The 13,081-nt window shown below is 70.3% G+C and carries 13 protein-coding genes; 7 read left to right on the top strand and 6 right to left on the bottom strand.

Annotated features, from left to right (window positions below; genetic code table 11):
* Positions 1–6: 6 nt before the first annotated feature.
* Positions 7–372: a YbjQ family protein gene (locus OHN19_RS18580; RefSeq protein WP_330265253.1), complete on the bottom strand. Its 366-nt coding sequence runs from the start codon at positions 370–372 to the stop codon at positions 7–9.
* Between the two features lie 130 nt (positions 373–502).
* Here OHN19_RS18580 and OHN19_RS18575 point away from each other — a divergent pair, with 130 nt between their 5' ends.
* A complete protein-coding gene (locus tag OHN19_RS18575) occupies positions 503–1,411 on the top strand; it encodes a DedA family protein (protein WP_330265252.1) in 909 nt (302 codons plus the stop codon).
* An 8-nt stretch (positions 1,412–1,419) separates the two neighbouring features.
* Here the strand turns inward: OHN19_RS18575 and OHN19_RS18570 are convergent, their stop codons facing one another.
* Both OHN19_RS18570 and OHN19_RS18565 read right to left on the bottom strand, forming a co-directional pair.
* Entirely contained in the window at positions 1,420–3,087 is a 1,668-nt protein-coding gene (locus tag OHN19_RS18570) for a threonine/serine ThrE exporter family protein (RefSeq protein WP_330265251.1), read from the bottom strand.
* 101 nt (positions 3,088–3,188) lie between these two features.
* On the bottom strand, positions 3,189–3,680 hold the full coding sequence (locus OHN19_RS18565) for an inorganic diphosphatase (protein ID WP_007383738.1): 492 nt from the start codon (positions 3,678–3,680) through the stop codon (positions 3,189–3,191).
* A 79-nt stretch (positions 3,681–3,759) separates the two neighbouring features.
* Here OHN19_RS18565 and dacB point away from each other — a divergent pair, with 79 nt between their 5' ends.
* From dacB to folE, 6 genes are all read left to right on the top strand, one after another.
* Entirely contained in the window at positions 3,760–5,397 is a 1,638-nt protein-coding gene (gene dacB, locus OHN19_RS18560; RefSeq protein ID WP_330265250.1) for a D-alanyl-D-alanine carboxypeptidase/D-alanyl-D-alanine-endopeptidase, read from the top strand.
* Between the two features lie 66 nt (positions 5,398–5,463).
* Positions 5,464–6,591: a zinc-dependent metalloprotease gene (locus tag OHN19_RS18555; RefSeq protein WP_330265249.1), complete on the top strand. Its 1,128-nt coding sequence runs from the start codon at positions 5,464–5,466 to the stop codon at positions 6,589–6,591.
* 193 nt (positions 6,592–6,784) lie between these two features.
* Positions 6,785–7,828: a tRNA lysidine(34) synthetase TilS gene (gene tilS, locus OHN19_RS18550; RefSeq protein WP_330265248.1), complete on the top strand. Its 1,044-nt coding sequence runs from the start codon at positions 6,785–6,787 to the stop codon at positions 7,826–7,828.
* A 52-nt stretch (positions 7,829–7,880) separates the two neighbouring features.
* Positions 7,881–8,441: a hypoxanthine phosphoribosyltransferase gene (gene hpt, locus OHN19_RS18545; protein WP_037717579.1), complete on the top strand. Its 561-nt coding sequence runs from the start codon at positions 7,881–7,883 to the stop codon at positions 8,439–8,441.
* A gap of 184 nt (positions 8,442–8,625) precedes the next feature.
* A complete protein-coding gene (gene ftsH / locus OHN19_RS18540) occupies positions 8,626–10,659 on the top strand; it encodes an ATP-dependent zinc metalloprotease FtsH (RefSeq protein WP_330265247.1) in 2,034 nt (677 codons plus the stop codon).
* A gap of 123 nt (positions 10,660–10,782) precedes the next feature.
* Complete coding sequence (folE, locus tag OHN19_RS18535; protein ID WP_330265246.1) at positions 10,783–11,388, top strand: GTP cyclohydrolase I FolE; 606 nt, start codon at positions 10,783–10,785, stop codon at positions 11,386–11,388.
* Positions 11,389–11,416: 28 nt separating this feature from the next.
* On the opposite strand, the gene OHN19_RS18530 is transcribed toward folE, so the two are convergent.
* Genes OHN19_RS18530 through folB form a run of 3 tightly spaced genes read right to left on the bottom strand, consistent with a single transcriptional unit; the run spans position 11,417 to position 12,927 of the window.
* Positions 11,417–11,902: a DUF3180 domain-containing protein gene (locus OHN19_RS18530; RefSeq protein WP_330265245.1), complete on the bottom strand. Its 486-nt coding sequence runs from the start codon at positions 11,900–11,902 to the stop codon at positions 11,417–11,419.
* 57 nt (positions 11,903–11,959) lie between these two features.
* Positions 11,960–12,571 (bottom strand): 2-amino-4-hydroxy-6-hydroxymethyldihydropteridine diphosphokinase, encoded by a 612-nt coding sequence (gene folK / locus OHN19_RS18525; RefSeq protein ID WP_330265244.1) that lies wholly within the window; start codon positions 12,569–12,571, stop codon positions 11,960–11,962.
* Positions 12,568–12,927, bottom strand: coding sequence for a dihydroneopterin aldolase (folB, locus tag OHN19_RS18520; RefSeq protein ID WP_381297981.1), 360 nt, complete (start codon positions 12,925–12,927; stop codon positions 12,568–12,570). The genes folK and folB overlap by 4 nt, the downstream gene beginning before the upstream one ends.
* Positions 12,928–13,081: the final 154 nt, after the last annotated feature.

The following is a 13,081-nucleotide window of genomic DNA, read 5'->3' as shown; positions in this document are numbered from 1 at the left end:
CCGGGTCTACTCCCGGGTCACGACCACGGCCGTGCCGTAGGCGCACACCTCCGTCCCCACGTCCGCCGCCTCCGTCACGTCGAACCGGAACGCGAGCACCGCGTTGGCGCCACGCGCGCGTGCCTGCTCGACGAGCCGCTCCATCGCCTGGTTGCGGGTCTGCACCAGCGTCTTCGTGAGCCCCCTGAGCTCACCGCCGATCATCGACTTCAGCCCCGCGCCGATCTGGCTGCCGAGGTGCCGGGAGCGCACGGTCAACCCGAACACCTCGCCCAGCACCTCCTGGACCTGGTGGCCGGGAACGTCGTTGGTGGTCACCACGAGCACATCGGGCTGGGGCCCCTGGCCGCCGCCGTATTCGTCAATACCCATGGCTCACAGCTTTGTCCCGGACGGCGCACAGTGCATCCTGGGGTGCCCCATGGAACCTGGGTCCCGACGGCTGCGTTGATACTTTTGGGCAGCCAGCCCCGCCCGCCCCACCAGCAGGAGCCACAATCCCGTGACCATGCTCGCGCTCGGCCCCGAGTGGATCAGTCCCGACTATCTGATCGAGACGTTCAGCCTGCCAGGCATCCTGCTGATCGTCTTCGCCGAGTCGGGGCTCTTCGCGTTCCTGCCGGGCGACTCCCTGCTGTTCACGGCGGGTCTCTTCGTGGCCGAGGGGAACTTCATCAGCCAGCCCCTGTGGCTGGTGTGCACGCTCATCGTGGCGGCCGCGGTCCTCGGCGACCAGGTCGGCTACATGATCGGCAAGTTCTTCGGCCCGAGGCTCTTCAGCCGGCCCAACTCCAAGCTCTTCAAACAGGAGAACCTGGACAAGGCCCACGAGTTCATGGAGAAGTTCGGCCCCAAGGCCATCGTCCTGGCCCGCTTCGTGCCGATCGTGCGGACCTTCGCCCCCATCGTGGCGGGCGCCGGCCGGATGAAGTACCGCACCTTCCTGACGTACAACATCATCGGCGGCGTGGCCTGGGGCACCGGCGTCACCCTGGCCGGCTACTGGCTGGGCCAGATCGACGTCATCAAGAAGAACGTCGAGGCGATCCTGGTCCTGATCGTCCTGGTCTCGGTGGTCCCGATCATCATCGAGTACCTGCGCGAGCGCGGGAAGAAGAAGCGGGCGGCGGCCCAGGCCCCGGCGGCCCCGGCCCAGCAGCAGTACCAGCCCCAGATGGACGACGCGACGACCCAGCTCCGCCGCATCCCGTCCCACGACCAGCAGCAGCCGCCCCAGCCCCCGCAGCAGCAGAACGGCTACGACCAGTACTACGGCCAGCAGCCGCAGCAACAGCAGCCGTACCACCAGCAGCCGCAGCAGCCGTACGCCCAGCAGTACCCGCAGCACTACGGCAACGGGCAGCAGTACGGCGGGCAGAACCAGCAGGACCCCTACAACCAGGGTTACTGAAGGCCGGGTCAGAAGCCCCGCGTCCTCTTCGCGGCCCTCCGTTTGCCCGCGGAACCCACCCGCAGGAACAGCCGCGAGATCTCCGAACCCAGGTTGACCCCGATCGCGATGGCCATGGCGAGCGCCGCCGCCTTCGACAGCGACACCAGCCCTTCGTCGACATGGTTCTGAGCGATCGACAGCAGCCCGAAGTACGTCGCCGAACCCGGCAGCAGCGGCCCGATCGCCGCGGTCGTGTACGGCAGCGCGGAGGCGAACCGGAACCGGGACAGCAGCTGCCCGAACAGCCCCACGAGCCCCGCGGCGACGGCCGTGGAGGCGACCGGGGAGAAATCGGCGGTGTAGTGCATCGCGCCGTACACACACCAGGCGACGCCACCGTTCAGCGTCACCGCGAGCACGGTGGATCGTTCCTGCTGGAGCAGTACGGCGAAGGTCAGCGACAGCAGCATCGACGCGGCGGTCTGCCACAGCGGCCGCGGATCCGTGGACAGCGCCTCGTCCGGGTTGAGATGCGCCCCCAGCTGCACACCGACGTAGAGCATCACCAGCACGCCCACGACGATGCCCACGAAGAAGTACATGACCTCCAGCAGGCGGGCCGACGCGGTGATGTAGAACCCGGTCAGCCCGTCCTGGACGCCCGCCACCAGCGCCCGCCCGGGCAGCAGCGCGAACAGCCCACCGGTGATGACCGCGGACGCCTTCACGTCGACGTCGGCCAGGGTCAGGGCGATCCCGATCGCGGCCGGCGGCATCGCGGCGACCGTGAACTGGTAGAACTCCGGCAGCCCCCGCCCCGCGCACAGCCACGCCAGCCGGTCGCCGAGCATCGCGCCCAGCATGGCCGCGACGAACACCACCAGGTCACCGCCGACGAGCACGGAGGCCGCGCCCGCGAGCAGCCCGCTCGCCGAGGTGAGCACCCAGGTCGGATACGGGTGCCGGTTGCGCCGGATCTCGGCGAGCCGCCGGTAGGCCTCCTCCAGCGTCATGGCCGCCTCGGGGTCGCTGAGGTCGTCCACGAGCTGGAAGACGGCCGCGAGGCGCGTGTAGTCGGTGCCGCGCCGCCGCACGGTCCTGGACGCCGTCACGGGGTCGTCCACGAGCGAGGGCTGGTACGAGATCGACAGCAGCGTGAAGGTGACGTTCGGCTCGCAGCGGTCCAGCCCGAACGACCGGCACACGGCGAACATCGCCGCCTCCACGTCCTCGGCGCCCTCACCGCCCGCGAGCAGCAGCTCCCCGATACGCAGCGTCAGGTCGAGCACGCGCGGTACGGCCGGACCGGACTCGTCCTCCGCCTTCGCGGCCGGCTCCGGCGCGGGCCGCTCGGCCACCGGCATCCGCAGCATCGTGCGCATCCGGTCCTGCCAGGGCACGTCCTTGGTGAGGCTGACCACCGGTATGCCGTTGGGCGGGGTGAACGCGGGCGGCGCGTCCTTCGCGCTGTAGGTGCGCGGCGTGCTGAACGCCGACCCCTCCGGCTCCACGGTCGGCGGCTGCGGGACGTCCAGCCCCTTCGGCAGCGCGAACTCGGAGGTGGTCTCCGGCTCGCCGCCGGCGGTTCTCGGCATCGCGAGCCCGTCGGGAAGGGCGAACTCGGACGTGATCTCGGAGTCGTAGGAACTCCTGGCCTCGTCCGACTGCGGCTTGCGGTGCTCCGCCTCCGTCACTCCGTAACGCTCCCTGAACGACACATTCCGTAAGCCTCAGTATGCGCGGGCACACCAACGGGCCGCACGCGTGCGCGTGCGGCCCGTCCGTGACACAGGGCTCAGTGGCCGCCCTGGTCCTTGAAGCGCTTGTAGGACCGCTCGATCTCGGCCTCGGCGTCGACGCGGCCGACCCAGTCGGCGCCCTCGACGGACTTGCCGGGCTCCAGGTCCTTGTAGACCTCGAAGAAGTGCTGGATCTCCAGGCGGTCGAACTCGGAGACGTGGTGGATGTCGCGCAGGTGCTCGACGCGCGGGTCCGTCGCCGGGACGCACAGCAGCTTGTCGTCGCCGCCGGCCTCGTCCGTCATGCGGAACATGCCGATCGCACGGCACTTGATGAGGCAGCCCGGGAACGTCGGCTCGTCAAGAATGACCAGCGCGTCCAGCGGGTCGCCGTCCTCGCCGAGGGTGTTCTCGACGAAGCCGTAGTCGGTCGGGTAGGCGGTCGAGGTGAAGAGTCGACGGTCCAGGCGGATCCGACCGGTCTCGTGGTCCACCTCGTACTTGTTCCGCGAACCCTTCGGGATCTCGATCGTGACGTCGAACTCCACCGGTGGCTCCTCCATGATCAACACATAGTTCTGGTGGTTAAGTGTCCCTCACGCAGGTGTGTGATCGCGAAAGGGGCTGTTGGTCGTGCCTGAACCGAGGCTTTGGCGGACCGCGAGACCGCATGTGGTGCGGGCCGCGAACGCCGTACGACCGCGTCTGGCACGCGCCGCGGACGCCGTACGCCCAGGTCTGACCCGGGCCGCGGGCGCCGTACGGCCGTCTCTCGCACGAACCGCCGCCGCCGTGAAGCCGCAGGTCACACGGCTTGCCAGGGTGTCCAGGCCGAAGACCGTCAAGACCTGGCAGTACACCGCGGGTGCCGCCGGCGCCGGTCTGGCGCTGGCCGCCACCGTCGCGACAGCCGCCGGTCCGTGGGACTCCTCGGGTCAGCGTACGGCCGAGCGGGACCGCCCGGTCGCACTGGAGCGACCGGGTGGCACAGATCACGAAGGCGGCTCCGGTACGGCCGCCGCCGGACCCCGGCCCGCCCCGAGCGCCCCGTCCGTGCTCATCGGCCTGGGCGGCACGGGAGTGACCGTGAAGTCCGCGCCGACCGGCAAGGCCCTGGCCGCCGTCCTCGGCCCGCTCCTCGGCAACCCGGCCCTCGGCACCCGCCACACCGCCGCCGTCGTGGACGTGACCAGCGGCAAACGGCTCTACGGCACCAGCGCCGGCACCGCGCTGACCCCCGCCTCCACCACGAAGATCGCCACCGCCGTCGCCGCCCTGTCCGCCCTCGGCGCCGACCACCGCCTCACCACCCGCGCGGCCCTCGAACCCGACACCAAGGAACTCGTCCTGGTCGGCGGCGGCGACCCCACCCTCACCGCCCGCCCGGACGCCGGGGGCTGGGCGAGCCTGCGCGACCTGGCCGAGGACACCGCCGCGGCCCTCAAGAAGCGCAACATCACCAAGGTCACGCTCTCCTACGACAAGACCCTCTACGCGGGCCCCGAGATCCACCCGATCGGGGTCAACGACAACCTCGCCCCCGTCAGCGCCCTGATGGCGGACGAGGCCCGCACCGACGACACGAGCAGCGGACCGGCACCGCGCGCCACGGACCCGGCCACTGCCGCGACCCACACCTTCGCGACCCTCCTCGCGGACCACGGCATCAAAACCACCTCCCCGGGCCCCTCCAAGGCCACCGGCCGCGCCGAGATCCTCGCCGAGGTCTCCTCACCGCCCCTGTCCGCCCTGGTCGAACGCATGCTGACCAACAGCGACAACGACATCGCCGAGGCCCTCGCCCGCCAGACCGCCCTGGCGGCCGAGCAGCGCGCCGACTTCGAGGGCGGCGGCAAGGCCATCCGCGACCGGCTGAACACCCTCGGACTCCCGCTCGCCGGCGCCGACTTCCACGACGGCAGCGGACTCGACCGCACCGACCGGCTCACCGCGAACCTGCTCACCTCCCTCCTGGTGAAGGCGGGCGACCCGGCCCACCCCGAACTGCGCCCGGTCCTCACCGGCCTCCCCGTGGCGGGCTTCACCGGCACTCTGACCAGCCGTTACACCGACGGCGCGGCAGGCGTCGTACGGGCCAAGACGGGCACCCTGACCGGGGTCAACACCCTGGCCGGGACGGTCGTCGACCGGGACGGCCGGCTGCTCGCCTTCGCGTTCCTGACCTCGAACACCACCGACCCGGCGGCCGCGCAGAGCGCGCTCGACCGCACGGCCACCGCGCTCGCGGCCTGCGGCTGCGGCTGACCCGCCGCCCGGGCTGTCCGCCCGCGCGGCCTGCCCCAAGCGGTAACGCTCACGTACGGTTGACGCATGACGAGCATCGGTGGTGCCGAGATGGTCGACTGGAATCTCGCGGTGGCGACCGCGACCCGACTCGTACGGCCGGGCCCCGACGTGAGCCGTGACGAGGCCCGGGCCGTCGTCGCGGAACTGCGCCGGCACGCCAAGGCCTCGGAGGAACACGTCCGCGGCTTCACCCGGATGGCGACGGACGACATCCACGACACTCCCGTACTCGTCGTCGACCGCCCCGGCTGGGTGCGGGCCAACGTCGCCGGGTTCCGGGAGATCCTGAAACCGCTCCTGGAGAAGATGCAGGAACGACGCGGCAACAGCCCCGGCGGCGCGGTCCTCGGCGCCGTCGGCGGCAAGGTGACCGGCGTCGAACTCGGCATGCTGCTGTCGTTCCTGTCGTCCCGCGTCCTCGGACAGTACGAGACCTTCGCCCCGGCCACCCGCGAACTCCCGGCCGGCGAGAACGGCGGCGGCAGGCTGCTCCTGGTCGCCCCGAACATCGTGCACGTGGAGCGCGAACTCGACGTCCAGCCCCACGACTTCCGCCTCTGGGTCTGCCTGCACGAGGAGACCCACCGCACCCAGTTCACCGCCGTGCCCTGGCTGCGCGACCACCTGGAGGGCGAAATCCAGTCGTTCCTCGGGGAGACCGAGGTCGACCCCATGACCGTCCTGGAACGCATCCGCGAGGCCGCCCAGTCCCTCGCCGGCGGACGGCCCGAGGGCGAGGAGGACGAGGACGGCGGGCGCTCGCTCGTGGAGATCGTGCAGACCCCCGCCCAGCGCGAGATCCTCGGCCGCCTCACCGCCGTGATGTCCCTCCTGGAGGGTCACGCCGACTTCGTCATGGACGGCGTCGGACCGGCCGTCGTGCCGAGCGTCGCCGAGATCCGCGAGAAGTTCCAGCAGCGGCGGGCCAAGGGCGCCTCCCGCCTGGACATGGCCCTGCGCAAGCTCCTCGGCCTGGACGCCAAACTCCGCCAGTACCGCGACGGCGAACGCTTCGTGCGGGCCGTCGTCGACCAGGTCGGCATGGACGGCTTCAACCGCGTGTGGACCTCCCCGAACACCCTCCCCACCAAATCGGAGATCGCCAAACCGGCGGACTGGGTCGCGCGGGTGCACCGCAAAGCGGAGTCGTGAGCCACGCGCCCGGGAGGTGAGAGGAATCCGGCCGACGGCAGGCGAACGCCCCTTCAATCACCCGTCCGAGGGACCGTGAGCCATGGGTAGGCGTGCAATGCTCGGGGAACGGCCCGGTTCTGTCACCATCTACACACTCTGAGTGACCGAACCTCGGGCTCACCCCCCGAAAACTTCATGAAGGGAACCGGACATGGGTCCCCATCCTGCGGTCGCGGCGATACGCCTGGCGGTCCGCCGCGTCCTCCACGACCTCCTCAACGAACACCACACCTCCGCCGAGTACCCGGCGCAGGCCCCGCACCGGCGCCCGCCGTCGCCGCTCGTGCTCGTGGCCTGCTCCGGCGGGGCCGACTCCATGGCCCTCGCCTCCGCCCTCGCCTTCGAGGCCCCCAAACTCGGCATCCGCGCCGGCGGCGTCACCGTCGACCACGGCCTTCAGCCCGGCTCCGACCTGCGCGCCGAGGAAGTCGTCCTGCGCCTGCGCGAACTCGGCCTGGACCCCGTCGAGTCCACCGCCGTGAGCGTCGGCCGCGAAGGCGGACCCGAAGCCGCCGCCCGCGACGCCCGCTACGCCGCCCTCGACGCCGCCGCCGAACGCCACGGCGCCACCGCCGTCCTGCTCGGCCACACCCGCGACGACCAGGCCGAGACCGTCCTGCTCGGCCTCGCCCGCGGCTCCGGCATCCGCTCGCTGTCCGGCATGGCCGCCGTCTCCGGGGGCCCCGGAGCCGCCCGCCGCTACCGCCGCCCCTTCCTGGCACTCGACCGCCAGACCGCCCGCAAGGCCTGCATGGTCCAGTCCCTGCCCGTCTGGGACGACCCGCACAACGCCGACCCCGCCTACACCCGCTCCCGGCTGCGCCACGAGGGCCTGCCCGCCCTGGAGAAGGCGCTCGGCAAAGGAGTCGTCGAGGCACTCGCCCGTACCGCCCAGCTCTCCCGCGACGACGCCGACGCCCTCGACACCTGGGCCCGCCAGGCCGAGGCCTCCGTACGTGACGCCGCCGGCCTCCTGGAGTGCGCCAAGCTCTACGCCCTGCCGCCCGCCGTACGCCGCCGCATCCTCCGCCAGGCGGCCATCGAGGCGGGCGCCCCGGCCGGCTCGCTCTTCGCCCGCCACATCGAGGAGATCGACCGGCTGATCACCGGCTGGCGCGGCCAGGGAGCCATCAATCTCCCGGGCAAAGTCGTCGCCCAGCGGCAGGGTGGCAGACTGGTGATTCGGCAAGGCTGAACCCTTGCTCCCCTCCGGGGGCGCTGGGCGGCCGCTGGGACGACCGAAAGTGATGCGGGTGGACGCGAAAGACATGGGTGCCGACCTCAAAGAGGTACTCATCACCAAGGAAGAGATCGACGCGAAGCTCGTGGAGCTCGCCGCGAAGATCGACGCGGAGTACGCGGGCAAGGACCTGCTGATCGTCGGCGTCCTCAAGGGCGCGGTGATGGTCATGGCGGACCTCGCCCGGGCGCTGTCCACCCCCGTCACCATGGACTGGATGGCCGTGTCCTCCTACGGCGCGGGCACCCAGTCCTCCGGCGTGGTGCGGATCCTCAAGGACCTCGACACCGACATCAAGGGACGGCACGTCCTGATCGTCGAGGACATCATCGACTCCGGCCTGACGCTGTCCTGGCTGCTGTCCAACCTCGGCTCCCGCGAGCCGGAGACGCTCAAGGTGTGCACCCTGCTGCGCAAGCCGGACGCCGCCAAGGTCGCCATCGACGTCGAATGGGTCGGCTTCGACATCCCCAACGAGTTCGTCGTCGGCTACGGTCTCGACTACGCCGAGAAGTACCGCAACCTCCCGTTCGTCGGTACGCTCGCGCCCCACGTCTACGGCGGCTGAGCCAGATGGCCCCAGCTCTCTAAGACGATCGGGAACCCCAGCGGGTTTCGCGCCGTTGGAGCATGCAGACGGTTCGTGAAGCCCTCCTGTGCGGCTTCGGCCCACAATGCTGGGGTACCGTCAGAAGAACTGTCTTATCAAACTCACTATGGCAGGAGGGACGGGGCGGCACCGCTCCGTATGGATGGACGTGAAGCGATACTTCCGTGGGCCGGTCATGTGGATCGTGCTGGCCGTCCTTGCCGTGGTCGTGTTGATGCAGGTCGTCGGCTCGTCCGGCGGCTACAAGACGGTGGACACCGGCCAGGTCGTCCAGGCGATCAATGACAACAAGGTCCAGCAGGCCAAACTGACCACCGGCGACGAGCAGACCGTCAAGGTCGAACTCAAGGACGGCGAAAAGGTCGAGGGCAGCTCGAAGATCCAGGCGAGCTACATCGGCGACCAGGGCCGTGACCTCGCCAATGTGCTGCAGAACAAGTTCCAGGACAAGCAGATCCCCGACGGTTACACCGTCTCGCCGACGAAGCAGAACGCCTTCGTCGGGATCCTGCTCTCCTTGCTCCCCTTCGTCCTCATCGTGGTCGTCTTCCTGTTCCTGATGAACCAGATGCAGGGCGGCGGCTCCCGGGTCATGAACTTCGGGAAGTCCAAGGCGAAGCTCATCACCAAGGACACCCCGAAGACGACGTTCTCGGACGTCGCCGGCTCGGACGAGGCCGTCGAGGAGCTCCAGGAGATCAAGGAGTTCCTCCAGGAACCGGCGAAGTTCCAGGCGGTCGGGGCCAAGATCCCCAAGGGCGTACTGCTGTACGGCCCCCCCGGCACCGGCAAGACCCTGCTCGCGCGCGCCGTCGCGGGCGAGGCCGGTGTCCCCTTCTACTCGATCTCCGGTTCCGACTTCGTCGAGATGTTCGTCGGTGTCGGTGCCTCCCGGGTCCGTGACCTGTTCGAGCAGGCCAAGGCGAACGCCCCGGCGATCGTCTTCGTCGACGAGATCGACGCGGTCGGCCGCCACCGCGGCGCCGGCCTCGGCGGCGGTCACGACGAGCGCGAGCAGACTCTGAACCAGCTGCTCGTCGAGATGGACGGCTTCGACGTCAAGGGCGGCGTGATCCTCATCGCCGCGACGAACCGGCCCGACATCCTCGACCCGGCCCTCCTGCGCCCCGGCCGCTTCGACCGCCAGATCGCGGTCGACCGCCCGGACATGCAGGGCCGTCTGGAGATCCTCAAGGTCCACCAGAAGGGCAAGCCGGTCGCGCCCGACGTCGACCTGTCGGCCGTCGCGCGTCGCACGCCGGGCTTCACCGGCGCGGACCTGAGCAACGTCCTCAACGAGGCCGCCCTGCTCACCGCCCGCAGCGACAAGAAGCTGATCGACAACTCCATGCTGGACGAGGCGATCGACCGTGTGGTGGCGGGCCCGCAGAAGCGGACCCGGATCATGTCGGACAAGGAGAAGAAGATCACCGCGTACCACGAGGGCGGACACGCCCTGGTCGCGGCGGCTTCCCCCAACTCCGACCCGGTCCACAAGATCACGATCCTCTCCCGAGGCCGTGCTCTGGGCTACACGATGGTCCTGCCGGACGAGGACAAGTACTCGACCACGCGCAACGAGATGCTCGACCAGCTCGCCTACATGCTGGGCGGGCGCGCCGCCGAGGAACTGGTCTTCCACGACCCGACCACCGGTGCCGCGAACGACATCGAGAAGGCCACCGCCACGGCCCGCGCGATGGTCACGCAGTACGGCATGACCGAGCGTCTCGGCGCCATCAAGTTCGGCGGCGACAACACCGAGCCGTTCCTCGGACGTGAGATGGCTCACCAGCGCGACTACTCGGAAGAGGTCGCCGCGCTGGTCGACGAAGAGGTCAAGAAGCTCATCGAGAACGCGCACAACGAGGCCTGGGAGATCCTGGTCGAGAACCGCGACGTCCTCGACAACCTGGTGCTCCAGCTCCTGGAGAAGGAGACGCTGGGCAAGGAGGAGATCGCCGAGATCTTCGCCCCCATCGTCAAGCGTCCGCCGCGGCCGGCCTGGACCGGCTCCTCCCGGCGTACGCCCTCCACCCGTCCGCCGGTGCTCTCCCCCAAGGAGCTCGCACTGACGAACGGCGCCAACGGCGCGACCCCGGCGATCAGCACCGCCAAGGCCACCGCGTCGGAGCCGGCCACCGAGGCGGTCCCGGAGGACCGTCCGGAGAGCTGACCCGCTCACCCGTACCGCCCCGGTGAGCTCACCGGGCCCGGAATGGATGCCGCGCCCCCCAGGTTTTAGCCTGGGGGGCGCGGCGTTTTCGGCCGTGAGGGACTTCTAGGAACGAGGCACCAGATGACCGACCCCGTGACGCTGGACGGCGAGGGCCCCATCGGCGAGTTCGACGAGAAGCGCGCCGAGAACGCCGTCCGCGAACTCCTGATCGCGGTCGGCGAGGACCCGGACCGCGAGGGCCTGCGGGAGACACCGGCTCGGGTGGCGCGGGCGTACAAGGAGATCTTCGCGGGCCTGTGGCAGACGCCCGAGGACGTGCTGACGACGACGTTCGACCTGGGGCACGACGAGATGGTGCTCGTGAAGGACATCGAGGTGTACTCGACCTGTGAGCACCATCTCGTGCCGTTCCGGGGGGTCGCCCACGTCGGGTACATCCCGTCCACCAGCGGCAAGATCACGGGACTGTCGAAGCTGGCCCGGCTCGTGGACGTCTACGCCCGTCGGCCGCAGGTGCAGGAACGACTCACCACGCAGATAGCGGACTCCCTGATGGAGATCCTGGAGCCGCGCGGGGTGATCGTCGTCGTGGAGTGCGAGCACATGTGCATGTCGATGCGGGGGATCCGCAAGCCCGGGGCCAAGACGCTCACCTCGGCCGTCCGGGGTCAGCTGCGGGACGCGGCGACCCGCAACGAGGCGATGAGCCTCATCATGGCGCGCTGACCGGCCTGTCCTTTCCTGGCGGCGGCCCTCACGCCGCCGACGGGGCCCCCGTGTTGCGGTCGTCGTCCTCGGGGAGCTTGCAGACGCGCTCCAGGAAGATGGCCGCCGCTATCACCGCGATGCCCGCGAGGACGGAGAAGCCGGCGTAGATGGCCTGGTCGCGGCGGGCGGGGATGTCGAGGGACTCCAGGAGGAAGACGCCGGTGCCGCCGTACATGCCGGAGACGAGGGCGGCGACCAGGGCGCTGGCCTGGCCGAAGACGACCGCGCGGGCCGCCATCAGGGGGTCGACGCCCTTCGCCTCGGGGGCGCGCTCGCGCTGGGCCTTCAGGCGGGCGCGGATGGACAGGGCCGTGGCCACGAGGACCACGGCGATCAGGGCGAGGACGATGGGCGCGGCCAGCGGGACGCTGGGCAGGGTCCCGACCGAGTTCCACAGGCGGGCGCCCGCCCAGGACAGGACTCCGGCGACGGCGAAGACGCCGGCCAGCAGCCTGATGCGCAGCTCTCTCACGGTGTTCCTTCAGCTCCCCCGTCGTCCCACGAAGTGTGGCCGTCTTGACCTTAACGGCTATTCGGGCAGCCGGAGTTCCAGGTCCTTGCGGGCTTCCACGCCGTCCCGCGTGACGGAGTCGAGGAGGGCCGCGACCGGACCGTGGCCGGGCAGCTGGGCCTCGGGCTCCACGTCGTGCCAGGGGGCGAGGACGAAGGCGCGCTCGTGGGCGCGGGGGTGGGGCAGGGTGAGGACCGGGTCGTCGGAGACCATCTCGGCGTAGGCGACGATGTCGACGTCGAGGGTGCGCGGGCCCCAGCGCTCGTCCCGCACCCGGTTGAAGGCCTCCTCGACCGCGTGCGCCCGCTCCAGCAGGGAGGACGGGGGCAGTGTGGTCTTCAGGACGACGACCGCGTTGAAGTACGACGGCTGGCTGTCGGCGGCCACGCCCCACGGCTCGGTCTCGTAGACCGGGGAGACCGACTTCACGCGGACGCCGGGGGTGTCCTCCAGGGCGTCGATGGCGCCCTGGAGGGTCTCCAGGCGGTTGCCGAGGTTGGAGCCGAGGGAGATCACGGCGCGCTTGGGGTTGTGGAGGGTGGTGTCGGCGGCGTCCACCTGCTGCACGACCGAGGCGGGCACCGGCTGTACGGTCGGGTCGCTCGGACCCGCGGCGAAGGACGCGGTCATACTCGGCTCCGGGTGATGGTGACGGTCACGTCGTCGAAGGGCACGGTGATCGGTGCGTCGGGTTTGTGGACCCTGACCTCGACCTCCTCTACCCGCTGGTGCTTCAGACAGGCCTGGGCGATGCGCTCGGCGAGCGTCTCGATGAGGTTGACGGGCTCACCCTCGACGACGGCCACGACCTCCTCCGCCACGATGCCGTAGTGCACGGTCTTCGTCAGGTCGTCGTCGGCGGCGGCCGGCCGGGTGTCCAGTCCGAGGACGAGGTCCACGAGGAAGGTCTGGCCCTCCTCGCGCTCCTTGGGGAACACACCGTGGTGCCCGCGGGCCTTCAGGCCGCGCAGCGCGACACGATCCACGCGAATCACTCCTGCAATCGTCGGTACGGCCGGTCCGTGCCGTGTGCGGGCGGCACACCGGCCTCGAACGAATCTACCTGCGAGCACTGACACGGCCGGGCCACGCGGGCGCGGGCCGGTACCGGGGTCAGGGGGCTTCAGCGGGTGTTTCCCC

Source organism: Streptomyces griseorubiginosus, assembly GCF_036345115.1.
Lineage (GTDB): Bacteria > Actinomycetota > Actinomycetes > Streptomycetales > Streptomycetaceae > Streptomyces > Streptomyces griseorubiginosus_C.
The sequence above is the reverse complement of the archived record's forward strand: the minus strand, read 5'-3'. Positions and strand labels throughout refer to the sequence as shown.